The organism is Sandarakinorhabdus limnophila DSM 17366, assembly GCF_945882885.1.
GTDB classification, from domain to species: Bacteria; Pseudomonadota; Alphaproteobacteria; order Sphingomonadales; family Sphingomonadaceae; genus Sandarakinorhabdus; species Sandarakinorhabdus limnophila_A.
On sequence record NZ_CAMCWT010000003.1, the window covers coordinates 36,207 to 59,336 of the forward strand.

At 65.0% G+C, this 23,130-nt stretch carries 19 protein-coding genes; 7 read left to right on the forward strand and 12 right to left on the reverse strand.

Annotated features, from left to right (window positions below; all coding sequences use genetic code 11):
- Positions 1-71: 71 nt before the first annotated feature.
- Positions 72-1,274 carry a type III PLP-dependent enzyme gene (locus tag Q7O19_RS01085; protein ID WP_303808144.1) on the reverse strand — a complete coding sequence of 401 codons (1,203 nt, stop codon included), beginning with the start codon at positions 1,272-1,274 and terminating at the stop codon, positions 72-74.
- A 284-nt stretch (positions 1,275-1,558) separates the two neighbouring features.
- On the opposite strand from Q7O19_RS01085, the gene Q7O19_RS01090 reads away from it, so the two are divergent.
- Positions 1,559-2,533: a threonine/serine dehydratase gene (locus Q7O19_RS01090; protein WP_303808145.1), complete on the forward strand. Its 975-nt coding sequence runs from the start codon at positions 1,559-1,561 to the stop codon at positions 2,531-2,533.
- Here the strand turns inward: Q7O19_RS01090 and Q7O19_RS01095 are convergent.
- The gene (locus tag Q7O19_RS01095) at positions 2,530-3,267 is read right to left on the reverse strand and encodes a DUF2189 domain-containing protein (protein WP_303808146.1); all 738 of its coding nucleotides are present in this window, start codon (positions 3,265-3,267) and stop codon (positions 2,530-2,532) included. The two genes, Q7O19_RS01090 and Q7O19_RS01095, sit on opposite strands and share 4 nt — an antisense overlap.
- 145 nt (positions 3,268-3,412) lie before the next feature.
- Entirely contained in the window at positions 3,413-4,948 is a 1,536-nt protein-coding gene (glpD, locus tag Q7O19_RS01100; protein ID WP_303808147.1) for a glycerol-3-phosphate dehydrogenase, read from the reverse strand.
- 42 nt (positions 4,949-4,990) lie between these two features.
- On the opposite strand from glpD, the gene glpK reads away from it, so the two are divergent.
- The 3 genes from glpK to Q7O19_RS01115 all read left to right on the forward strand — a co-directional run bounded on the left by glpK (position 4,991) and on the right by Q7O19_RS01115 (position 8,842).
- Entirely contained in the window at positions 4,991-6,469 is a 1,479-nt protein-coding gene (gene glpK / locus Q7O19_RS01105; protein ID WP_303808148.1) for a glycerol kinase GlpK, read from the forward strand.
- Positions 6,466-6,636, forward strand: a complete 171-nt coding sequence (locus Q7O19_RS01110) for a hypothetical protein (RefSeq protein WP_303808149.1) — start codon at positions 6,466-6,468, stop codon at positions 6,634-6,636. Before glpK ends, Q7O19_RS01110 begins: the two co-directional genes overlap by 4 nt.
- A 76-nt stretch (positions 6,637-6,712) precedes the next feature.
- Positions 6,713-8,842: a PQQ-dependent dehydrogenase, methanol/ethanol family gene (locus Q7O19_RS01115; protein ID WP_303808150.1), complete on the forward strand. Its 2,130-nt coding sequence runs from the start codon at positions 6,713-6,715 to the stop codon at positions 8,840-8,842.
- 31 nt (positions 8,843-8,873) lie between these two features.
- Here Q7O19_RS01115 and Q7O19_RS01120 read toward each other — a convergent pair whose 3' ends face one another.
- From Q7O19_RS01120 to Q7O19_RS01130, 3 genes are all read right to left on the reverse strand, one after another.
- Positions 8,874-10,049 carry a VWA domain-containing protein gene (locus tag Q7O19_RS01120; RefSeq protein ID WP_303808151.1) on the reverse strand — a complete coding sequence of 392 codons (1,176 nt, stop codon included), beginning with the start codon at positions 10,047-10,049 and terminating at the stop codon, positions 8,874-8,876.
- Between the two features lie 89 nt (positions 10,050-10,138).
- Positions 10,139-10,783, reverse strand: a complete 645-nt coding sequence (locus Q7O19_RS01125; RefSeq protein ID WP_303808152.1) for a glutathione S-transferase family protein — start codon at positions 10,781-10,783, stop codon at positions 10,139-10,141.
- Positions 10,780-11,733, reverse strand: a complete 954-nt coding sequence (locus Q7O19_RS01130) for an SDR family NAD(P)-dependent oxidoreductase (RefSeq protein ID WP_303808153.1) — start codon at positions 11,731-11,733, stop codon at positions 10,780-10,782. Before Q7O19_RS01130 ends, Q7O19_RS01125 begins: the two co-directional genes overlap by 4 nt.
- 35 nt (positions 11,734-11,768) lie before the next feature.
- Between Q7O19_RS01130 and Q7O19_RS01135 the strand changes: the two genes are divergently transcribed.
- The 3 genes from Q7O19_RS01135 to Q7O19_RS01145 all read left to right on the forward strand — a co-directional run bounded on the left by Q7O19_RS01135 (position 11,769) and on the right by Q7O19_RS01145 (position 15,187).
- Entirely contained in the window at positions 11,769-12,494 is a 726-nt protein-coding gene (locus Q7O19_RS01135; RefSeq protein WP_303808154.1) for an SDR family NAD(P)-dependent oxidoreductase, read from the forward strand.
- A complete protein-coding gene (locus Q7O19_RS01140; RefSeq protein WP_303808155.1) occupies positions 12,491-13,222 on the forward strand; it encodes an SDR family NAD(P)-dependent oxidoreductase in 732 nt (243 codons plus the stop codon). Before Q7O19_RS01135 ends, Q7O19_RS01140 begins: the two co-directional genes overlap by 4 nt.
- 78 nt (positions 13,223-13,300) lie before the next feature.
- Positions 13,301-15,187: an amidase gene (locus Q7O19_RS01145; protein ID WP_303808156.1), complete on the forward strand. Its 1,887-nt coding sequence runs from the start codon at positions 13,301-13,303 to the stop codon at positions 15,185-15,187.
- 9 nt (positions 15,188-15,196) lie between these two features.
- Here the strand turns inward: Q7O19_RS01145 and Q7O19_RS01150 are convergent, their stop codons facing one another.
- From Q7O19_RS01150 to Q7O19_RS01175, 6 genes are all read right to left on the reverse strand, one after another.
- A complete protein-coding gene (locus tag Q7O19_RS01150; protein ID WP_303808157.1) occupies positions 15,197-16,042 on the reverse strand; it encodes a MoxR family ATPase in 846 nt (281 codons plus the stop codon).
- Positions 16,043-16,124: 82 nt separating this feature from the next.
- Entirely contained in the window at positions 16,125-16,820 is a 696-nt protein-coding gene (locus tag Q7O19_RS01155) for a hypothetical protein (RefSeq protein WP_303808158.1), read from the reverse strand.
- 149 nt (positions 16,821-16,969) lie between these two features.
- Positions 16,970-18,580 (reverse strand): lipopolysaccharide assembly protein LapB, encoded by a 1,611-nt coding sequence (locus tag Q7O19_RS01160; protein WP_303808159.1) that lies wholly within the window; start codon positions 18,578-18,580, stop codon positions 16,970-16,972.
- A gap of 67 nt (positions 18,581-18,647) precedes the next feature.
- Complete coding sequence (rpoD, locus tag Q7O19_RS01165; RefSeq protein ID WP_303808160.1) at positions 18,648-20,660, reverse strand: RNA polymerase sigma factor RpoD; 2,013 nt, start codon at positions 20,658-20,660, stop codon at positions 18,648-18,650.
- Positions 20,661-20,790: 130 nt separating this feature from the next.
- Positions 20,791-22,626, reverse strand: a complete 1,836-nt coding sequence (dnaG, locus tag Q7O19_RS01170) for a DNA primase (protein ID WP_303808161.1) — start codon at positions 22,624-22,626, stop codon at positions 20,791-20,793.
- The gene (locus tag Q7O19_RS01175) at positions 22,623-23,075 is read right to left on the reverse strand and encodes a GatB/YqeY domain-containing protein (protein ID WP_303808162.1); all 453 of its coding nucleotides are present in this window, start codon (positions 23,073-23,075) and stop codon (positions 22,623-22,625) included. The genes dnaG and Q7O19_RS01175 overlap by 4 nt, the downstream gene beginning before the upstream one ends.
- Positions 23,076-23,130 lie beyond the last annotated feature (55 nt).

The window sequence follows — 23,130 nt, forward strand, 5'->3', positions numbered from 1 at the left end:
CCCGCGGCCGGGGGAGTCCGGCGCCGAGCGGGGAAAGCGGCCCCCGCCGGCGAAAGCGGGGGCATGAAGACTTACTTCGTGCGTAGCTGGATAATCTTGTCCGGCGACTCTTCCGTGACAGCATAAAGCGTGTCCATCGGTTCATCGGTCACGATCACCGTTTCGCCGGCGGTGAAGCCGTTGAAGCCGGTGCGCATGGCGGCACCATAGGCGCCGAGCATGCCGATCTCGATATAGTCACCGGCCGCGATATCGGCGGGCAGGGCGAATGGCCCGCGCATGTAATCCATGTCGTCGCAGGTCGGGCCCCAGAAGCTGAACTCCATGTCGCGCGCCCGGCTGGCGGTGTCGCGCACCAGTTCCACCGGGAACCGCCAATCGATATGCGCAGCATCGAACAGGGCACCATAGGCACCATCGTTGATGTAGAGCACATCGCCCTTGCGGGCTTCGACGCGGACCAGCACCGAGCTGTATTCAGCGCACAGCGCGCGGCCCGGCTCGCACCACAGCTCGGCCGAATAGGAAATCGGCAGGGCTTCGAAGGCGCGGTGGATCACTTCGAAATAGGCTTCGAGGCGGCCCGGTTCCATGCCCGGATAGATGGACGGGAAACCGCCGCCAACGTCGACGATGTCAACGGTGACGCCTGCGCCGACGATGGCGGCGCACACCTGCGCCATGGCATCGCCATAGGCCTGCGGGCTCATCGCCTGGCTGCCAACGTGGAAGCAGATGCCCAGCGCATCGGCAACCTGGCGGGCGGCCATCAGCACGGGGGCAGCTTCATCGGCATGCACGCCGAATTTCGACGCCAGGCTGAGCTTGGAGTGCGAGGAGGATACGCGCAGCCGCACACACAGCGTGAGGTCGGTCGCGGCCACGCCGTCCTTCGACGTGGCGGCCACGATCTTGTCCAGTTCGTCGATGGAATCGAGGCTGAAAACCCGCACGCCATGGCTGTGATAGGCCTCGGCAATGGCCTCCGGCGGCTTGATCGGGTGCATGAAGCACAGCACCGCATTGGGCGCCACTTCGCGCACCAGGCGCACTTCGGCGATGGAGGCGACATCATAATGCGTCAGCCCCGCATCCCACAGGGTGCGGATCAGATCAGCGGAAGGATTCGCCTTGACCGCATACATCGACGTGCCCGGAAACTTCGACAGGAAGAACCGAGCCGCGCAGCGAGCGGCGTGAGGGCGGACAAGGGTAACGGGCTGCGTTGGACGCAGGAGCCGCGCTACCGACAGCGCTTCGTTTTGCTTGAACAACTCAAGGGACCTCCGGGTGGGCAAAGTATGTCGCTGCTGCGCGCTTGACCGGTTGGCCCCCGAAAGGGCCGCCCGGGCGATCGCCGGCATTGACACCAAAGCTGCCTTGCGGTGGAAGTCCCATGGGGCAGCGGCGCGCTACCTATGGTTTCCCCCCCCCCATGTAAAGCGGAAAATTGTTACAACGCGCCGCTGGAAAAAAACATGATTTTGGCTTGGCCTTTCAAAGGGTTGCCTTGAGGTTTATACAGGCTGTGACAATCTGTCAGAAGGGCGCTTTTTCAATGACTTCCCTTGTCGTACATTCCGATGTTCTGGCTGCGGCCAATCGCCTGGGCACCTGGCCGGTGCGCACGCCGCTTTTGAACAATCCGGCGCTGGATGCGATCTGCGGCGGCCGCATCTGGTTCAAGCCGGAGAATCTGCAGCACACCGGCAGCTTCAAGTTCCGCGGCGCGATGAATCGCCTGCTGGCGATTCCCCCCGAAGGCCGGCGCGGCGGTGTGGTGGCCTATTCCTCGGGCAACCATGCGCAGGGCGTGGCGCGGGCGGCGAAGCTGCTGGGCATGCCGGCGGTGATCGTGATGCCATCGGACGCGCCGAAGCTGAAGGTGGAGCGCACGCGGGCTGATGGGGCGGACGTGGTGTTCTATGACCGGCTTACGGAAAGCCGCGAGACGATTGCGGCAAAGCTGGCCGAAGCGCGTGGGGCGATCATTGTGCCGCCCTTTGCCGATCCGCTGATCATCGCAGGCCAAGGCACAGCCGGGCTGGAAGCGGTGCAGGATCTGGCGGCCAAGGGCGAGGCGGCGGACATGGTGCTGACCTGCTGCGGCGGTGGCGGGCTTTCGGGCGGATTCGCGGCTGGCAGCCAGTTGCCGATCGTGGTGGTGGAGCCGGAAGGCTATGACGATGTTTGTCGCAGCCTGGCGGCCGGGCGCATCCTGCCGGTGGAAAATCCCGGCCCCACCCGCTGCGACGCGCTGCAGACACTTGTGATGGCGGAGATCACATTTGACACCCTGCGCCACCACGGCGCTACCGGCGTATCGGTGAGCGAGGCCGAGGTGGCGCGTGCGGTGGCCTTTGTCTTCCGCGAACTGAAACTGGTGGTGGAGCCGGGGGGCTGCGTGACGCTGGCCGCGCTGCTGACGGGCAAGGTGGACGTGCAGGGCAAAACGGTGATCGCCACGCTGTCGGGCGGGAACATCGATGCGGAGGTGCTGGTGTCGTGCTTGCAGGAGGCCGCGGCGCTTTAAGCCACCAAACGGCGGTAGAGTTGCCAGGTGGCGTGGCCGAGCACGGGCAGAACCACCGGTAGCCCGAGGAACGCCGGGATCATCGCGAGGAACAGCGCGGCGGCGATCAGCACGGCCCAGCCCAGCAGGACCGCGCCATTGTCGCGCACGCTGGCGAGGCTGGCGATGATCGCCGTCATGAAATCGACGTCGCGATCAACCAGCATCGGCAGGCTGACCACGGTGACGGCATAAAAGCCCAGAGCCAGCAACGCACCGACCGCACTGCCGAACGCCAGCATGGCGAGCCCGGTGCCGGTAAGAAGGAAGGCAAGGCTGTCCGTCCCGCTGTCGGCCTGGAAGATGGCAAAGATGGCGTGGGCGATCATCAGCCAGAAGCCGAACGCCACGAAGAGGATGACGCCCATGGAAAGGATCTGATCGTCGCCGCGGCCCCTGAGCGCGCCGAGGACCCCGCCCCAGCGCAGCGGTTGCAGCGCCTCGCGGCAGCGGCTGACTTCATAGAGGCCAACGGCGCAGAACGGCGCCAGCAGCGGAAACCCGGCAGCGGCCGGCACCAGCCAGGCCACGGCACTTTGCGTGGCCAGGGCACACGCCAGCGCCAGCCCGGCGGCAACATAGATGCCGGCAAAGAACAGGCCGAACTGCGGCGCGGCGCGGTAATCGGCCCAGCCCGCAGCGAGCGCGGCATTGAGATCGGACCAGGCCAGCCGGTTTCTGATCGTGACAGGCACGGCCTTCGCTTGCCCCGCCGGCATCATCACATCCCCCCAAGTTCCGGCGATATCCGCCGGTCATTGTGATGGATGCTGCCGCAATCGCGGATCAGCAACAATTAGGGATCAATGCTGAGGCTGCCAGCGCGGGCAGAGGCCGCATTCAGTCAATACCGGGCCGGGCAAAGCGGTGGCCGGCGGGGATTTCGCGGACATCGGCCGGCGTTTCGCCGAACCATCGGGCGACTTCGGCTTGCGCTGTGGCATCAAGGTGAAGGCCCAGCTTGGTGCGGCGCCACAGCACGTCGGCGCTGGACTGAGCCCATTCGTGGGTCTTGAAGTAATCGAGCTCGGCTTCGAACACGCCGCCGAGGTTGCGGCCCAGTCCGCCCGCCAGTAGATTGGCCGCTGGCGCACCGATGGTCATGGCCAGCCGCTTGACCAACTTGGGATCATAATTGGCCTCACGCGCCTGCAACTGCTCCAGCCAGCGCTTGAAGGCGGCCTGGCCATGCTCGCCCTTGGCGCGATCAATCGCACCGCCGGGCAGGGGGGCTTTGCCGGTCCAGCGTTTCGATTTGGGCGCGATGCGGGCCATCACGTCTTCGGCGAGCACGCGGTAGGTGGTGATCTTGCCGCCGACGATGGTCATCGCATCTAGCCCCGGATGTTCAACAAGGCGGTAATCGCGGGTGGTTTCCCGAGCGTTTCCTGGGTCGTCCTTGCCGCTTTCGAGGATCAGCGGGCGCACGCCGACAAAGCGGTGCACCACGTCATCCGGCGTCAACGGGCGGGCGAGATAGCGGTTGGCGGCGGAGAGGAGATACTCCACCTCCGCATCGCTCACCTTGGCATCTTCGGGCCGCTGCACATCGCCTTCGGTGGTGCCGATCAGCGAATAATCCTGTTCATAGGGAATGATGAAGATGATGCGGCCATCGGGCTGCTGCAGCATGAAAGCATCCCGGCCCATGTGCACGCGGCGGGTGACGATGTGGCTGCCCTGCACCAGCCGCAGCGGCGGCGCATCGTTCAGGCCCATCACTTGGCGGGCAACATCTTCCGCCCATGGTCCGGCAGCGTTGATCAGCCGGCGGGCGGCGATGCTGCGGCCATCGGCGAGGCTGAGCTGCCACAGCCCGTCCACCCGTTGAGCCCGCGCCACCGGCGTGCGCGGCAGCACAGTTGCCCCGCGCGCGGCGGCATCCTTCAGATTTTCGACCACCAGCCGGGCGTCGTCCACCCAACCATCCCAGTACTGAAAGGCGGTGCGATAGCGCGTATCAAGCGCGCGGCCGGCGCGTTCGCTGCGCAGATCGATGCGCGCCGAGCCCGGCACCACCTCGCGCCGAGCGAGATGATCATAAAGGGACGTGCCCAGCCGCAGCATCCACACCGGGCGCATGCCTTCCGCATGCGGCAGCACGAATGGTTGCGGCCAGGTGATGTGCGGCGCGATATCAAGCAGCACTTCGCGTTCCGCCAGCGCCTTTCGCACCAGACCAAAGGCATAATATTCAAGATAGCGCAGGCCGCCGTGGATAAGCTTGGTGGAGGCTGACGAAGTGGCGCCGCCCACATCACTGGCATCGAGAATGGCGACGGAAAGCCCGCGCCCGGCCGCATCACGGGCAATGCCGGCGCCGTTGATGCCGGCGCCGATGATGGCAAGATCGAAAGGCTGGGAGGGCAGATTCACAAGAGCTTCCCTAACGGCGTTTGCCGCCATAGAAAAGGCGACATGACAGACCAGCTCATCCTCGTGCTCGATGCCGGCACCACCTCCACAAGGGCGATTGCCTTCACCACAACAGGCGAGATCGTCGCCAGCGCGGGGCGCCCGATGACCCAGCATTACCCGGCCAGCGGCTGGGTGGAGCATGACCCGGCCGAGATTCGCGACCTGTCGCAGGCCTGCCTGGAAGAAGTGGCCGCCGCCGTGGGCGCGGAACGCATCGCTGCCATCGGCATCACCAACCAGCGCGAGACCATCTGTTTCTGGGATCGCACCACAGGCGAACCGCTTGCCCGCGCCATCGTCTGGCAGGATCGCCGCACCGCCGATTATTGCGCCGGGTTGAAGGCGGCCGATCCGGGCCTGGAAGCGCGCGTACAGGCGAAGACCGGGCTTTTGCTCGATCCCTATTTCTCCGGCACCAAGTTCCGCTGGGCCCTGGATAACTGGCCGATGGTGGCCGACGCCGCGCGCGATGGCCGGCTGGCGGTGGGCACGGTGGAAAGCTGGCTGATCTGGAACCTGTCGGGCGGCACGCGCCACGTGACCGACGCCACCAACGCCAGCCGCACGCTGCTGATGGATCTGGCGACGTGTGAATGGGATGATGGCCTGATCGCCATGCTCGGCGTTCCGAAAGCGGCGCTGCCCGCTATCGTCGATTGCGCCGGGGCGCTGGCTGAAACGACCTTGCTGGGTCGCACAATTCCGATCACCGGCGCGGCTGGCGATCAGCAGGCGGCCGCCATTGGCCAGGCCTGCCTCTCGGCTGGCATGTTGAAGGCCACCTATGGCACCGGCTGCTTCCTGCTCGCCCATGCCGGCGCTGAGCCGCCGGTGTCGCGCAATCGCCTGCTCGCCACCGTGGCGTGGCGGCTGGATGGCAGCTGCGCCTATGCGCTGGAAGGCGCAATTTTCGTGGCGGGTTCGGCCGTGCAATGGCTGCGTGACGGGCTGGGCATCATCGCCACCAGCGCCGAAAGCGAGGCCCTGGCGCAAAGCGTGCCCGACAATGGCGGTGTCAGCTTCGTGCCGGCACTGGCCGGGCTGGGCGCGCCCTATTGGGAACCGGATGCGCGCGGGGTGATCTGCGGGCTTTCGGGTGGCTCCACCCGTGCGCACGTGGTGCGCGCCGCGCTGGAAGCGCAGGGCCAGCAGACCGCCGATCTGGTTGATGCACTCGCCGCCGATGGTGTGCCGGCCGCGATGCTGCGGGTGGATGGCGGCATGGTCGCCAACAACTGGCTGTGCCAGGATCTGGCTGACAGCCTGGGCGTGGTGGTGGAACGACCGCGCGTGATCGAAACCACGGCGATGGGCGCAGCGATGCTGGCCGGGGTGGGGGCCGGGATTTTTGCCGATCTGGCGGCCGCCGCCGCCGCAATGGCCGCGGCGGATGTGCGCTTCCACCCGGCCACCGATGGCGCCACCCGCAGTGCGCGGCGGGCACAATGGCAGGCCGCCGTTGCCAAGGTGCTGGCTTGAGCCCCATCACCGGGCTGGCGCTGGCCGCGGCGCTGGCGCTGGTGCTGGGCGGTTTGTGGCTGCTGCAGCAGCCGGGCGGCAATCGCACCAAGGCCATATTGATGATGGTGGCCGGCGCGGTGGTCGCCTTCAATGCCTGGGTGGTGAGCTTGCCGGTGCCCGCCTGACACGCCTGCGACAATCAACGGTTTGCGCTTTGCCGCTCATGCCATAGTCTGCCGCCATATTCTGGGGAGGATGATGATGAAGCGTTTGGCAATCGCAGCGGTGCTGCTTTCGGGATCGATGCTGGCGGCGGGTCTTGCCGTATCGGGCGGACCGGGAACCGGCGTGCGCGGTGTGGATGCGCAGCGGCTGATGAATGCCCGCAGCGAGCCGGGCAACTGGATGACGCACGGCGGCACCTATGCCGAGCAGCGCTTTGCCGATCTGAACCAGATCAATGCCGATAACGTGAAGCAACTGGGCCTCGCCTGGTACGCCGATCTGCCCACCAATCGTGGCCAGGAAGCCACGCCGATCGTGGTGGATGGCAGCATGTACACCACCACATCATGGTCGAACGTGATGGCGCTGGATGCCGTTACCGGCAAGGTGAAGTGGCATTATGATCCCAAGGTGGACAAGGCGCGCGGCCACAGCGCCTGCTGCGATGTCGTCAATCGCGGCGTCGCGGTGTGGGGCGGGCTGGTGTATGTCGCCGCGCTGGATGGCCGGCTGATCGCGCTGGATGCCAACACCGGCAAGGTGAAATGGTCGACGCAAACCTTCACCGACAGCGCCAAGCCCTACACCATCACCGGTGCTCCGCGCGTGATGAAGGGGCTGGTGGTGATCGGCAACGGCGGCGGCGAACTGGGTGTGCGCGGTTATGTGACCGCCTATGACGCGATGACCGGCAAGAAGAAGTGGCGCTTCTTCACCGTGCCCGGCAACCCAGCCAACGGCCCCGACGGCGAAGTGTCTGACAGCATCATGGCCGGCAAGGTCGCGTCGACCTGGTCGGGCGAATATTGGAAGGGTGGCGGCGGCGGCACCGCCTGGGATGCCATCGTCTATGATCAGGAACTGGATCAGCTCTATATCGGTGTTGGCAACGGCAGCCCGTGGAATCACGAGATCCGCTCGGACGGCAAGGGCGACAATCTCTTCCTGTCGTCGGTGCTGGCGCTGAAGCCGGATACTGGCGAATATCTCTGGCACTATCAGGGCACGCCCGCTGAAACCTGGGATTACACCGCCACCCAGCCGATCATGCTTTCAACGCTGATGATCGAAGGCAAACCGCGCAAGGTGCTGATGCAGGCGCCGAAGAATGGCTTTTTCTACGTGATCGACCGCGCCAATGGTCAGCTGATTTCGGCCAAGGGCTTTGCCACGCAAACCTGGACCACCGGCGTTGACATGAAGACCGGCCGCCCGATCGAAGTGCCGGAAGCGCGTTATCGCAAGGCCGGCGCGCTGGTGATGCCGTCGCCGCTGGGCGCGCACAATTGGCACCCGATGAGCTACAGCCCGCGCACTGGTCTGGTGTATCTGCCGGCGCAGGAAATGCCGCAATTCTATCAGAATCAGGATGGCTTTGAACGCCGTGAAGGCGCCTGGAACCTGGGCATCGCCCTTGATCCCGGTACGATTCCCGATGATCGGGCCCAGTTCAAGGCGATCAAGGCGTCGCTGAAGGGCAAGCTGATCGCCTGGGATCCGGTGGCGCAGAAGCCGGCGTGGGAAATCACCTATGATGGCCCGTGGAACGGCGGCACGCTGGCGACGGCGGGCAATCTGGTGTTCCAGGGCAATGGCGCCGGCGATTTCCAGGCGTTCAACGCCAGCACAGGCACCAAGCTGTGGAACTTCAAGGCGCAAACCGGCATTATCGCGCCGGCCGTGAGCTATGCCGTGAAGGGCCAGCAATATGTGGCGATCATGGTCGGCTATGGCGGTGCCTTCCCGTTGACTGCCGCCTTTGACGATCCGCGCGATGCCCGCAATGGCCGTCTGCTGGTGTTCAAGCTGGGCGGCAAGGGTGCATTGCCCAAGGCGACCGAGCCAGTGTTTGCGGCGGCCAACCCACCCAGCGACGCCTTCACGCCGGTACAGGTGGCTGAAGGCGGCAAGATCTACAGCGCCAACTGCGCCTTCTGCCATGGTCCTGATGCCCATGCGTCCGGCATTCTGCCTGATTTGCGGCGTTCGGGCGTGCTCAGCGATGCGGCGGCGTGGAAGGCCGTTGTTCACGACGGCGCACTGAAGGCCAATGGGATGATCGCCTTCAGCCGCTGGTACACCCCGGCCCAGGTGGAAGCCGTGCGCGGCTATGTTGGCCAGCAGGCAAAGAAGCTGCAGGCGCTGGAAGCCGCTGGCGGCAAGTGAGATTTTGAGGGGCCGGCGCTGTGCCGGCCCCTTATTTCTTCCGGCTCAATTCCCGCATGCCGCGATCCAGCCCTTCGAGCGTCAGCGGATACATGCGGTCGTGCATGATGTCCTTGATCATGCGGATCGACTGGCCGTTTTCCCAATGCTTTTCCGGGATCGGGTTCAGCCAGATTGACGAGTGATAGACGTCGGTCATCCGGCGCAACCAGGCCTCGCCGGGCTCCTCGTTCCAATGTTCGGTGCTGCCGCCGGCATAGGTGATCTCATACGGGCTCATCGAGGCGTCGCCAACGAAAACCAGTTTGTAATCATGCGGGAATTTGTGGATGATCTCCATCATCGGCGTCCGCTCGGTCCAGCGGCGCTTGTTGTCTTTCCACACCGCCTCATAGGGGCAGTTGTGGAAATAGAAGAATTCCATGTGCTTGAATTCGGATTTGGCGGCCGAGAATAATTCCTCGCACAGCTTGATGTGCGGATCCATCGAGCCGCCGATATCCAGCATCAGCAGCAATTTCACCGCATTGTGCCGTTCCGGGCGCATGACGATATCGAGCCAGCCCTGCTTGGCGGTGCCGCGGATTGTGGAATCAAGATCAAGCTCGTCCGCCGCGCCTTCGCGGGCAAAGCGGCGCAGACGGCGCAGGGCAACCTTGATGTTGCGGGTGCCCAGTTCAACGGTTGAATCGAGATTCTTGAACTCGCGCTTGTCCCAAACCTTCACGGCGCTTTGCTTGCGCCCATCCTTCTGGCCGATGCGCACGCCTTCGGGATTGTCGCCCTGCGCGCCAAAGGGGGATTTGCCGGCGGTGCCGATCCACTTGTTGCCGCCTTCGTGGCGCTTTTTCTGTTCCTCCAGCCGCTTCTGGAGGGTTTCCATCAGCTTGTCCCAGCCCATCTTCTCCAGTTCGGCGCGCTCTTCCTCGCTCAGATTCATTTCGGCCAGGGCGCGCAGCCAGTCTTCCGGAATCTCGGTTTCGGATTCCAGCGTCGGCTCGATCCCCTTGAACACCTTGGCGAACACCTGATCGAAGCGGTCGAGCAGGCCTTCGTCCTTCACATAGGTGGCGCGCGCCAGATAATAGAAATCGATGATCGAATAATCGATCACGTCGCCCTGCAACGCCTCCAGCATCATCAGATGCTCCTTCATGGAGGCCGGGATTTTCGCGGCGCGCAATTCTTCGAGGAAGGTGAGGAACATCGGGCAGGGCCTTGGGCTTGAGTGTGGCAACTGTTGCCGGCTGCGGGCAGCAGCGCAATGCGGAATTTTGCCAGCCGCGCAGCGCCCACTCAGCCGTGTGCGGCGTCGGAACGGGTCTTCTGTTCGGCAAAGGCTGTCTGGAAGGCCGGGCGTGTCTCAGCGCGGGCAACATAAGCCGCCAACACTGGATAATCGCCCATCAGCAGCGCTCCCGCCGGCCGGTGCAGCACGCAGACCATCATGATGTCGCCGGCGCTGAAGTCGCCTTCCAGCCAGTCCTTGTCGCCCAGCCAGGTGGCCAGATCGTCCAGCCGCTGGCGCAGCCGGGCCTCCAGCATCGGCAGCCGCTCCGCCGTCCACGGCTTGTCGCCTTCCAGCAAGACGGCCACTTCGCGTTCAACGATCACCGGTTCGATCGTGCTGACGGCGGCGAACATCCAGGCGATGGCGCGGGCGCGGGCGGCGGGATCGACGGGCAGCAGGCCGTGCGTTTCGGCAATGTGCAGCACGATGGCGCCGGATTCGAACAGGGTCAGGCCATCGGTTTCAAAGGTGGGGATCTGCCCGAAGGACTGGCGCGCCTTGTGCTCTGGCGTCTTCAGATCGGCGAACGACAGCAGCCGCAGCTGGTGATCTTGCCCCACTTCGGCCAGCGCCCAACGCACCGCCATGTCCCGCGCCAGCCCGCGCCCGCGATTGGGCGAGGCGGCAAAGACGCTGACAATGGGGTTCATCCCCGCAGGGCCTTCAGCGTGCGGTTGGGCGGTATCACCGTGTCGATGCGGCCACCGGGATAGAAGGCGCGGATAGGGGCCTGTTCGGGCAGGGCGGCCAGCGCCTCGGCGAGCGCCGGCACCTCCCAATGGCCATCGCCGCTGGCCAGCCAATCGGCGCTCCAGGGCTGGTAAAGCGCCACGTCGGGCCCTTCGACGCCAAAGATGCGGCCGGTGAAGCGGTTGAGCGGCGAGGCGAGATAGACGACCAGCGGCGAGACATGATCGGGCAGGTGGCGATCGAAACCGTCGGATCTCGGCATCAATTCGTCCACCGTCGGGCTGGCCATCACCATGCGGGTGCGGGCGGCCGGCGCGATGGCGTTGGCGCGCACGCCCAGCTTGGCCAGTTCCTGCGCCGCCACCACGGTGAGCGCGGCAATGCCAGCCTTTGCGGCGCAATAGGGCCCGCCATTGATCATCGGGTGCACGCCCACTGGCGAGGTGGTGTTGATGATCGCGCGGCCCTCCTTGCGGCCTTCACGCGCCCAGAACTTGGCGGCATGTTGGCAGACGGCGGTGGTGCCTTTCAGGTGAACACCGGTTTCAAGGTCATAGTCGGCCTCGGTCAGCTCAATGAGGCTGGCCGGGCGGTTGATCCCGGCGTTGTTGACCACGATATCCAGGCCGCCAAACGCGGCCACGGCATCGGCGATGATCGATTCTGCGCCGGCCCAGTCGGCAACGCTGGCGCGATTGGCCATCGCGCGGCCGCCCATTGCGATGATTTCGGCCACCACATCGTCCGCCGCGTCCCCCTGTTTTTGATCAGGGGAGCCCCCGGTTACGGACCCGCCCAGATCGTTGACCACCACGGCTGCACCGTGGGCGGCCAGCGCCAGCGCGTGGCAACGGCCCAAGCCGCGGCCGCCGCCTGTCACAATCGCGACCTTGCCGGATAGAAGCGCCATGTCTGAAATCTCCCTGTAAGACGGGGAGAGTGCGTGTGGGCGCGTTTGCCGGCAAGACCGTGCTAGTGACAGGGGGATCGACCGGGATCGGCAATGCCGCCGCGCGCCGGTTCCTCGCCGAAGGCGCGCGCGTGATCGTGACGGGTACGCGTGCCAGTGTGGCGGATTATGCCGGCACCGACGGCGACCTCGCAGGCATCGAATATCATCAGCTCGATCAGGGCGATCTGGCGGCGGTGGCGGCCTTTGATCCGGGCGTGGAGCGGCTGGATGCGCTTGTCGTTTCTGGCGCCAAGGTTGCCTACAAACGGGCCGAGTTCATCCCCGAAACCTTTGCCGATGTGCTGGCCACCAATCTCACCGGGCCGATGGCACTGGCGATGAAGTTCCGCGCCGCACTCTTTGCTGCCAGGGGCAGTATCGTGTTCGTTGGCAGCGTTGCCAGTTTCAAGGGCACCATCGGCCAGCCAGCCTATTCGGCCAGCAAGGGCGGCCTGCTCACGCTCACCCGCACGCTGGGGCAGGCGCTGGGCGGCGAGGGGATCAGGGTCAATCTCGTGGCGCCCGGCCTGGTGCGATCCAAGATGACCGCCATCACCTGGCAACATCCCGATCGGCTGGCGGCCACGGAACGGCAGGTGCCGCTGGGTCGCATCGGCGAGCCGGACGACATTGCCGGCCCGATCATCTTTCTGGCGTCGGATGCGGCGCGGTATGTCACCGGCACGTCGCTGGTGATCGATGGGGGTTTGAGCGCATGAACGGCCTGAACAACGGCAGCTGGGCGCGCGGCAAGTCCGTGCTGGTGACGGGCGGTACGCAGGGCATCGGCAAGGCGGTGGCGGAACAATTTCTGGCGCTGGGTGCCAAGGTGACCATCACCGGCACCCGCACCCGGGTCGAATGCTATGACGAGCCACCCGAAGGCGTGACCTATATCCAGGCCGATCTCACCTGGCCGGAAACCCGCGCCGAAGTGGCCGCGCACATCGACAATCTGGATGTGCTGGTGAACAACGCCGGCCGCAGTTCTGCCAACGAATATGAGCAGGAAGAGTTCGAGCATGTCATCGACAGCAACCTGAATGCGGTGATGGATTTGTCGGTGCGTCTGCACCCGCTTTTGAAGGCGACCAAGGGCAGTATCGTCAACGTTGGCAGCCTGGCCAGTTTCCTCGCGCTCAAGGAAGTCCCCGCCTACACCGCGTCGAAAGCCGGGCTGCTCGGCCTCACGCGGGCGCTGGGTGACAAATGGGCGCCCGATGGCGTGCGGGTGAATTTGGTGGCACCCGGCTTCATCGCGACGCGCATGACCGAAGGCGCCCGCACCAACCCGGAGCGTGAGGAGAAACTGATGCGCGCCATCCCGATGCAGCGCTGGGGCGAGCCCGACGAAATCGCCAGCGCCATATTGTTCCTCGCCAGCCCGGCCGCCAGCTATATAACCGGGCAGAGCCTGGCCATCGATGGCGGCCTGATGCTGCGCTGATCCGCGGTTGATCTCTGCTATTGACGGGGCGCCGGCGCTGGCCTTTGCTGTGTGGGTGACGGGCAAGGGGGATCAGGCATGAAGCGCAGCCGCAGTGTGGCCCTGGTGATGGCAACAATGGCTCCAGCCGTGCAGTCGGCGCCGCAGCCATCGGGCAACATCGAGGTGGCGGAAGCCTCCATCCCGCAGCTGCAGGCGGCGCTGGCCACTGGAACGGTGACATCGCGGCAACTGGTGTTGGCTTATCTGGCCCGCATCGCCGCCTATGACAGCCAAGGCCCGGCGCTGAACAGCATCGTCACGCTCAATCCCGCCGCGCTGGCGCAAGCGGATGCGCTGGACAAGGAGCGTGCCAGCAAAGGCCCACGCGGGCCGCTGCACGGCATTCCGGTGCTGGTGAAGGACAATTTCGACACCAAGGACATGCCCACCAGCGGTGGCGCGCTGGCGCTGGCGACGTTGCAGCCGGCGCAGGATGCCCACCAGGTGGAAAAGCTGCGCAGCGCCGGCGCCATCATCCTCGGCAAAACGGCCATGCACGAACTGGCCGCCGGCAGCACCACCATTTCCTCGCTCACCGGACAGACGCGCAATCCCTATGATCTGCTGCGCTCTCCGGGCGGTTCCAGTGGCGGCACCGGTGCGGCGATTGCCGCCAGCTTTGCCGCGGCCGGCATGGGCAGCGACACCTGCGGTTCGATCCGCATTCCGGCGGCCTATCAGAATTTGTTTGGCCTGCGCACCACGCGCGGGCTGGCGAGCCGGACGGGCGTGATCCCGCTTTCCGATACGCAGGATGTGGCCGGGCCGCTGGCGCGCAGCGTCGCCGATCTGGCGATCATGCTGGATGCCACGGTGGGCAGCGACAAGCGCGACGCGATCACGGCGGGGGCTGACGCACATGTGCCCAAATCCTATGCCGATGCGCTGCAGCCCGGATCACTGAAAGGCGCGCGCATTGGCGTGTTGCGCAGCCTGTTCACCATCGTGCCCGACGATGGGGACGGCAAATTAGTCTATGATCAGGCCATCACCGCGATGCGCAATGCAGGTGCCGAGGTGATTGAGGTGGCCATTCCCGGCCTCGACGAGATGTTGAACGATGCCAGCGCCAGCACGTTCGAATTTGTCGAGGATCTGCGGCGTTATCTGGCGGCGCATCCGGGGGTGCCGGTCGCGTCGCTGGACGCAATCGTGAAGGCCGGCTTGCATCATGACCAGCTCGACAAGCGGCTGCGTGATCCGCTGGCTGGCCCGGATCGCAATGCCCCCGGCTATCAGGTGCTGCTGGCCAAACGCACGGTGGCGCGGGCGGTCACGGATGCACTGCTGACCAAGGAGCGGCTGGACGCGCTGCTCTATCCCACCTCACTGGGCCGGCCGCCGGTGATCGGCGCCGAGAACATCGCCAGCAATTGCCGCTTGAGCGTGGTCACCGGCCTGCCGGCGCTGGCCATCCCGGCCGGCTTTACCCCGCGTGGGCTGCCGGTGGGCCTGGAACTGCTGGGGGCCGCTTTTGCCGAACCGCGCCTGCTGGCGTTGGGGCATGGGTGGGAGCAATTGGCCAAACTGCGCCAGCCGCCGTTCAGCACGCCGCCGCTGGTGGCCGGCAAGGCGCCGGGGCCGCAACAGACGGTAGTGAGCCTGGCCGGTGGTGGCACCGCCAAGGCCACGATCCGTTTCAGCTATGATCCCACGACCGCTCGGATGCACGCCGACGTGACCGCCAGCGGCAGCGGCAGAGACGCGCCCATCGCCATTGCCCTGCACCGCAGCCACGAAGGCGGGCCGGGGCCGATCCTAGTGCCGATCATGCTGCGCGGGCAGAAACGTGTCAGCGCCGATCTGGTGCTCGACGCGCTGGCGCGGGCCGATCTGGCGGCTGGCCGGCTCGCATTCGTGCTCTACACCGCCGCCGCGCCGCTGGGGACGGGGCGGAAGACGCTGGCCTTCAAGCCGGAGTGAGCGAAAGGCTCATGCCTGACCTCTGCGGCTCATGAACGCCAGGCGTTCGAACAGCATCACATCGGCTTCGTTCTTCAGCAGGGCGCCGTGCAGCGGCGGGATCAGGCTCTTGGTGTCGCGGTTGCGCAACACCTCGATGGGCAGATCCTCGTGCATCAGCAGCTTCAGCCAATCCAGCAACTCGCTGGTGCTGGGCTTCTTCTTCATGCCCGGCACTTCGCGTATGTCGAAGAAGATGTTCATGGCTTCGGCGACAAGGGCGCGCTGGATGTTGGGATAATGCACCCGCACGACCGCTTCCATCGTGTCGCGATTAGGGAACTTGATATAGTGGAAGAAGCAGCGGCGCAAGAACGCGTCGGGCAGTTCCTTTTCGTTGTTGCTGGTGATGATCACGATCGGGCGCTGGGTGGCCTTGATGCGTTCCCCGGTTTCGTAAACGTCGAATTCCATGCGATCGAGCTCGGTAAGCAGATCGTTGGGAAACTCGATATCGGCCTTGTCGATCTCGTCGATCAGCAGGACCGGCAGTTTTTCGGACGTGAAGGCTTCCCACATCTTGCCGCGGCGGATGTAGTTGGAAATGTCGGAAACGCGCGGATCGCCCAACTGGCTGTCGCGCAGGCGGCTCACGGCGTCATATTCATACAGGCCCTGCTGGGCCTTGGTGGTGGATTTGACGTTCCATTCGATCAGCGGTGCGTCGAAGGCATTGGCGATCTGCTGGGCCAGCACCGTCTTGCCGGTGCCGGGTTCGCCCTTCACCAGCAGTGGCCGGCGCAAGGTGACGGCGGCGTTGACCGCAACCTTCAGATCATCGGTGGCAACGTAACCGGTGGTGCCTTCGAAACGCATGCTGAAATCCCCTTTGCCTGTAAGGGTTATGCGGGCCGGCGTCCGGACGCAATCCTGTCAAACTGCGAAGGGAAGCCGCAGGTCAGCGATAAGCGTAGACGACCTCGTCGGTCTGGCCGCCGCTAAAGCCGAACATCTGGCCTTTGCTGTCGGCCGATTGGCTGGCCAGGCGCGGGCGGCCGTCGGGGCCCAGGCGATAATCGCTGATCTGTTCGAAATTGGTGACCGTGATCAGCAGGTTCAGTTTGAAATTCTCCCGGGCGCGCAACTTCAGGCGCATGACATAGGGCTTGCCATCGTTGCTGGCGATCACCGCTTCACCGGAAAGATGGCTGGAAATGTCGCCCGTGTCGGTGCGCACGGTGCCGGGCGGCAGTACCGGAATCTTCAGCACCTTGCGGCCCTCGCCATCCACCATGATGTCGGACGCGGCGGCCATCAGCGTGGCCATGCAATGATAGCCTGGCACGGGCGTTACCGCCGTGGCCTTGCGGAACGTCTTCAAATTGCTGGCGCTGGGCGGCTTGCCGTTCACGTTCACCAGCGCCCAGCGTTTGCCATCCCAGCGTTCGACCGTGACGGTCTTTTCCTTGATGCCGGGACCGCGACGTACGGCGGTGGTGGTGCGGTCGAAGGCGATGCTGGCCGGATCGGCGGCGCGGGCATCGGTGATGATCGCTTCCCGCAGCGGTTCCAGCCGCAGCTCGTCCGCCGGAGCAGCCGCCAGTAGAACGCTGGCCAGCACTGGCAAGACAAGCAGAGTAAGGCCCCTTTTCATTGGCTCTTCCGTTAGCCCATCGCGACAATCTGCCACAAGCGGCGTCTGGCCGATGCCGCTGCCACCGCGCCAAATGCCGCAGCAGTGTTGCAATGCAGCTTCACCTGTTACGGTTTGATGAATGAAGAAACGGCTGCGCCTGCGCCGGATCAAGCGCCGTTGGCAGCGGCCAGCCAATCGCTGGCGAGGCGCAGACCCGGGCGCTGGGCCAGGGCGCGGCGGAAATCGGCGGCTGCACCGGCGCGGTCTCCCTGCGCGGCGCGCAATTGGCCCGAGAGCACCGAGATTGGCAGCGGCCACAGCGGCGGTTCGGCATAGGGCAGGTTGGCCTCGATGGCTTCGGCAGCGGCATAGGCCCTGAGCGCGCCTGCCACGTCTCCGCGCGCGGTGGCGATGCGGCCGCGGGCCACGGCATCGGCGATGGCAGCAAATTCCAGGGCCCCGCCGCCCCGCCTGCCGCGACGCGGCGTTTCCAGGCCATCGCGGGCCTGCCGCAGCGCCTTCAGTTCACCATCTGCGCCATTGGGGTTGCCGCTCTGGGCCAAGGCCTCGGCGCGCAGGCCATGCCAGGCGATGCCGAGCCGGCGCAAGCGCTTGTCAGGCCGGGGCAGGGCGAGGATTTCAGCCGCCGACAAGAAATGCGCTCGCGTGTGCAGGGCGGTGACCAGCCGCATTTCCAGCCACGGGGAGCGGGCGACATCGGCTGAATCAATCGCAGCTTCCAGCCCCGCGGCGGCGGCCAGCGCGGTGGCCTTGTCGCCGATCTGCACGGCAGCGGAGGCAAGGAAATGCGTGTGGTGGTTGAAGTAGCCATAATAGCGCGGTTCAGCGCCGACAGCGCGGGCATAGGCTTCGTCGGCGGCAATGGCGCTTTTGTTGGCGGCAATGGCGCGATCGAACTGGCCGATGCGATACCAGGTGTGGCTGGGCATGTGCACCATGTGCGGCGCGCCCGGTGCCAACCCGCCCAGCCGCGCTGCCGGGCCAGCCGCCTTTGCCGGATTGGCGCTGGCTTCGGTGAGGTGGATGAGCAGGTGGATGGCCTGTGGCTGGTCGGGCGTGCGGGCCAGTATCTTGTCCACCAGCGCCAGCGCCATTCCTGCCCGAGCCTTCGGAACCTTGCCGCCGGCTTCCCAATAGTCCCAGGGCTGGCTGGTCATGATGGCTTCGGCTGCAAGGATGGCGACCAGATCGTCATCCGGCCAGCGCTGGGCCAGCGCGATCATCGTATCGGCATACAAATCGCCGTGAACGCCATCCTTGGTGCCGCCGAGGGCGTGTCGGGCGTGGACGGCTTCCATCAAGGCGCGATCACGATCGGAAAGCCGGTTGCTGCCCAGTGCCTGCGCGGTGAGTGCCCGGGCTTGTGCAATGGTTTCGGCCGCGATCGGGCCGCTGTTGATATAGGGGCCAAGCGCCAAAGCTTCACCCCAGCTGCACATGGCGCACGCGGGATCGCGCCGCCGCGCTTCGCGGAAGCTTTCCAGCGCCTCGTCATAATCAAAGCCCCAAAGCTGGCCGAGACCCTGATCGAAATAGGCCTGCGCGGCCGGCATGTCCGAAACCGGCATATGCGCCGGGGTGAGGCCGGGCACCAATACGATAGCGCCGCGTGCCGCTTCGGCGCCGGTGCCTTCACTCTGGCCGCACATGTTAGCAGCCAGCGCGGCCGCCAGCGCCAGATTGGCCGGGGAGGGCGCGGGCGCCGCCGACGTGCAGAGCAGAAGCGCGGAGAGGGCGGCGGCAGAGCGGATCATCATGGCCCTAACGTGATACAGGCGGCTGCACTTGGCAACCGCCTGTATCATGCCGACCGTAAGGCTTGCCTCAAACGTCGAGGAAGCTGCGCATCTTGCGGCTGCGCGACGGATGCTTCAGCTTGCGCAGCGCCTTGGCTTCGATCTGGCGGATGCGTTCGCGGGTCACGCTGAACTGCTGGCCGACTTCTTCCAGCGTGTGATCGGTGTTCATGCCAATGCCGAAGCGCATGCGCAGGACACGCTCTTCACGCGGGGTCAGGCTGGCCAGCACGCGCGTCACCGTTTCCTTCAGGTTGGAATGGATGGCGGCATCGACCGGGATCACGGCGTTCTTGTCTTCGATGAAATCGCCGAGGTGGCTGTCTTCCTCGTCGCCGATCGGCGTTTCGAGGCTGATCGGCTCCTTGGCGATCTTCATCACCTTGCGCACCTTTTCCAGCGGCATTGAAAGCCGCTCGGCCAGTTCCTCCGGGGTCGGCTCGCGGCCGATTTCGTGCAGGATCTGCCGGCTGGTGCGTACCAGCTTGTTGATCGTCTCGATCATGTGCACCGGGATGCGGATGGTGCGGGCCTGATCGGCGATCGAACGCGTGATCGCCTGGCGGATCCACCACGTGGCGTACGTGCTGAACTTGTAGCCGCGGCGATACTCGAACTTGTCCACCGCCTTCATAAGGCCGATATTGCCTTCCTGAATGAGATCAAGGAATTGCAGGCCGCGGTTGGTGTATTTCTTGGCGATGGAGATGACGAGGCGCAGGTTGGCTTCGACCATTTCCTTCTTGGCGATGCGGGCTTCGCGTTCGCCCTTCTGCACCATGTTCACGATGCGGCGGAACTCGCCCAGGTCCACGCCGGTGGTTTCGGCAATGCCGGCCAGTTCGCGGCGGTTCTGATCGATGGACGCGATTTCAGCGGCGGCAAAGGCAGCCCACTTCTTGTCGATGGTGGCCACGCGGTCGAGCCAGCCTTCGGTCAGCTCGTTGCCAACATACTCATCGAGGAAGCTCTTGCGGACAATCTTGTGCTTGTCGGCCAGGCGCATCATGTTGCTGCCCTGCGCCATCAGCCGCTTGTTCTGGGTGTAGAGCGCTTCGACCAGCAGTTCGATCTTGTTGTTGTTGAAATGGATCGACTGCACACCGCGCGTCAGTTCCTCACGCAGCTTCTGATATTTCTTCTCGTCACCATTGGCGAACGATGGCCCGCCGTGCATCGACGACAGCCGGGCTTCCTGCAGCTTGTGGAACTTCTTGTAGGTGCTGGTGATTTCGGCGAATTTCTCCAGCGCAGCGGGCTTCAGCTGCTCTTCCATCTGGCCCAATGAGAGCCCGCCTTCATCATCTTCTTCGGCTTCGGCGGCGCGCTGTTGGGCGCGGCGTTCGGTGAATTCGTCTTCCTCGTCGGCCGGCGGCGTTTCGACTTCCGGCTCCTCATCTTCCTTGAACTGCACGGTCGGCAGGTCGCCGCCTTCCTCGACCTCTTCGCCGTCTTCACCCGGCACCTTGGCCAGCATGGCTTCGAGATCGAGGATCTCGCGCAGCTGCATGCGGCCTTCGTTGAGGGCGTTCGACCATTCGATGATGGCCTGGAACGTCATCGGGCTTTCGCACAGGCCGGCGATCATGGTGTTGCGGCCGGCTTCGATGCGCTTGGCGATGGCGATTTCGCCTTCGCGGGACAGAAGTTCCACCGCGCCCATTTCGCGCAGATACATGCGCACCGGATCGTCGGTGCGGTCCAGCGGCGCCTTGACCACGGCAACCGGCGCCGGGGACAGATCCCCATCCACCGGTTCGGCTTCGGCTTCTTCCTCTTCCGGGGTGTCGCTGTCTTCGGCCGTTTCCTCGTTCTCGACGACGTTGATGCCCATCTCGTTGATCGCGGACATCACGTCCTCGATCTGCTCGCTGGTCATCTGGTCCTGCGGCAGGGCCTCGTTGATCTCGTCATAGGTGATGTAGCCGCGCTTCTTGGCGCGAGCGATCAGCTTTTTGACTGAGGCTTCGTTGAGATCAATGAGCGGAGCATCGCCATCCGTCTTGGCATCCGCGGTGTCGTTCGCGACCGTCTTGGCCATCCGAGTCTGCGTCCTTGCCCTGGCCGGCAACGCCGGCGTTAAACCCATGAAAAACGTATAAAAGCCCGCCCGCTTGAGGACATCCTCTGGCGGGGCAGGCTGAAGCTGCGTGCATATTATACCGCGCTTCTTAGCCTTCCCGCCGCGATTCCGCCAGAGCCATCATCGCCGCGTCCAATGCCTCGATCTCCTGGCGCCGTTCCTGCTGCGCGGCCCAGTCCGCTTCGTCCAAGCTGGACTGGAACCTTATGGTGGCTTCAGCCAGTGCTTCGACCAATCCAGCCCGGGCCGTGGCCTGAGCCAACGTCATGGCAAAATCCGCATTGGCCACGCCCGCCGGGGTTTCGCTCCGCGTGAAACTTAGCCTGAGGCCGTTGCCACGCCGGATGCGATCCGCCTCTGCCGCCAGCCCGATATCGTTAAGGTGGGCAAGCAGGGCAGTGCTTTCAAGACCATGGTCCGCTGCCGTCACTGCCAGCACTGCCCCGAGCACGGCGGCATCACCGGCATCGGCAGGCCGCAGCGCCGCCAGCGAATCGTGATGGGCATCGGCCAGACCGGGCCGCAACAACAGCCCGGCCAGCACAGCCTCCATCACCGGATCATGGCCGCGCGCCACCATCGCCTTCAAAGCCGGCGATACACCGGGGATCGGCGGCTGCCACTTTTCGCCTGGCTTGCCGGGTTGCCACGGCGCCCGCTGGGGACGCGCCATGAAGGCCGCTTCAAAGCGCTGGTTGAATTCGGCCTGATAGAGCGAACGCACATCGGGATCGGCGATTCCGGCGGCGGCTTCGCGCAGCTGCAGGCGGGCCTGGGCGCGGCGTTCCGGGGTCGCCTGTTCCAGCCCGGCGGTTTCTATGACCCAGATGTGATCAATCAGCGGTACGGCACTGGCCAGCACGGCTTCGAAGGCGGCCACGCCGCCGGTGCGGCAAATATCATCCGGGTCCTGGCCTTGTGGCAGGGTGGCGATGCGCAGCGATTTGCCTGGTTTCAGCAGCGGCAAGGCGCGCATGGCCGCGCGGGTAGCGGCGCGCTGGCCGGCGGCGTCGCCATCGAAACACAGCAAAGGCACATCAACCAGCCGCCACGCCAGCATGAGCTGGGTTTCGGTCATCGCGGTGCCGAGCGGGGCAACCGCCTCGATCAGGCCGGCCTGGGCAAGCCCGATCACGTCCATATAGCCTTCGACCACGATCAGCCGGTTCGATTTGCGCGCCGCCGGCCCGGCCTGATCCAGATTATAGAGCAGCCGCCCCTTGTCGAAGAGCGGGCCATCGGCGCTGTTGAGATACTTGGGCTGCACATCGCCCAGCGCGCGGCCACCAAAGCCCACCACCCGCCCGCGCGCATCGCGGATCGGGAACATCAACCGTCCGCGGAAACGATCGTAGGTGTCGCCTTCATCGGTCTTGCCGATCAGGCCGGCTTCCAGCAGTTTGTCGGCGGTCGCATCCTTCAGGTGGCCGCGCAGCGCGGTGCGCGAATCGGGCGAATAACCCAGCGCGAACGCCTTCACCGTTGTCGGCCGCAATCCACGCCGCTCGATATAGGCCCGCGCATTTATCCCGCCGTCGCCGGCCAGTTGCGACTGGAACCAAGTGGCGGCGCGGGCCGTGAGTTCGGCCAGGCTGTCCGCCACTTCCGCTTTCTGGCGCGCTTCGGGGGAAGGGGCGGGCACTTCCAGCCCGGCTTCGGCCGCCAGTTGCTTTACCGCTTCCATGAACGGCAGGCCCATGTTGTCGGTCATGAAGCGGATGACATCGCCATGCGCGCCGCAGCCGAAGCAGTGATAAAAGCCCTTTTCATCGTTCACATAGAAACTGGGCGACTTCTCGTTGTGGAAGGGGCAGCACCCCTTCATTTCCCGCCCCGCCCGTGTGAGCTTCACGCGCCGGCCGACCACGCCCGAAACGGGCACGCGGGCGCGCAATTCGTCGAGGAAGGCGGGGGAGAGGCTCAACCCAGCGCGGCCTTCACCAGCCCGCTTGCCTTGCTCATGTCGAGCTTGCCGGCAAAACGCTCCTTCACGGCGGCCATAACGCGGCCCATGTCCTTCACGTTGGTGGCGCCGATTTCGGCCACCACGACCTTGATCGCCGCCAGCGCTTCAGAGTCGTCCATCTGCTTGGGCAGAAAGCTTTCAATCACGCCCAGTTCGGCGCGTTCGGCATCGGCCAGTTCGGCGCGGTTGCCGGCCACATACATCTCGATCGATTCGCGGCGCTGCTTGGCCATTTTCATCAGCACGTCGACCACCAGCACGTCGTCGTCGGCTGGCGCGGTGCCGGTGCGCAGTTCGATATCCTTGTTCTTCAGGGCGGCATTGATCAGGCGCAGAGCGCCGAGCCGGGCGCTGTCGCGGGCTTTCATGGCCTGGGTGGTGGCGGTCTGGATGGCGTCGCGCAACATGGGAATCTCCGGTGGTGAAAAATGCCGATTGATCTTTGGGGCTCGATAGCGTCTC

What these genes read in the sequence shown, in the direction of transcription:
- Q7O19_RS01090 (WP_303808145.1), top strand. Translation starts at nt 1,559, where the DNA reads ATGACTTCCCTTGTCGTACATTCCGATGTTCTGGCTGCGGCCAATCGC.
- glpK (WP_303808148.1), top strand. Translation starts at nt 4,991, where the DNA reads ATGACAGACCAGCTCATCCTCGTGCTCGATGCCGGCACCACCTCCACA.
- Q7O19_RS01115 (WP_303808150.1), top strand. Translation starts at nt 6,713, where the DNA reads ATGAAGCGTTTGGCAATCGCAGCGGTGCTGCTTTCGGGATCGATGCTG.
- Q7O19_RS01120 (WP_303808151.1), bottom strand. Translation starts at nt 10,049, where the DNA reads ATGTTCCTCACCTTCCTCGAAGAATTGCGCGCCGCGAAAATCCCGGCC.
- Q7O19_RS01125 (WP_303808152.1), bottom strand. Translation starts at nt 10,783, where the DNA reads ATGAACCCCATTGTCAGCGTCTTTGCCGCCTCGCCCAATCGCGGGCGC.
- Q7O19_RS01130 (WP_303808153.1), bottom strand. Translation starts at nt 11,733, where the DNA reads ATGGCGCTTCTATCCGGCAAGGTCGCGATTGTGACAGGCGGCGGCCGC.
- Q7O19_RS01140 (WP_303808155.1), top strand. Translation starts at nt 12,491, where the DNA reads ATGAACGGCCTGAACAACGGCAGCTGGGCGCGCGGCAAGTCCGTGCTG.
- Q7O19_RS01145 (WP_303808156.1), top strand. Translation starts at nt 13,301, where the DNA reads ATGAAGCGCAGCCGCAGTGTGGCCCTGGTGATGGCAACAATGGCTCCA.
- Q7O19_RS01150 (WP_303808157.1), bottom strand. Translation starts at nt 16,042, where the DNA reads ATGCGTTTCGAAGGCACCACCGGTTACGTTGCCACCGATGATCTGAAG.
- Q7O19_RS01155 (WP_303808158.1), bottom strand. Translation starts at nt 16,820, where the DNA reads ATGAAAAGGGGCCTTACTCTGCTTGTCTTGCCAGTGCTGGCCAGCGTT.
- Q7O19_RS01160 (WP_303808159.1), bottom strand. Translation starts at nt 18,580, where the DNA reads ATGATGATCCGCTCTGCCGCCGCCCTCTCCGCGCTTCTGCTCTGCACG.
- rpoD (WP_303808160.1), bottom strand. Translation starts at nt 20,660, where the DNA reads ATGGCCAAGACGGTCGCGAACGACACCGCGGATGCCAAGACGGATGGC.
- Q7O19_RS01175 (WP_303808162.1), bottom strand. Translation starts at nt 23,075, where the DNA reads ATGTTGCGCGACGCCATCCAGACCGCCACCACCCAGGCCATGAAAGCC.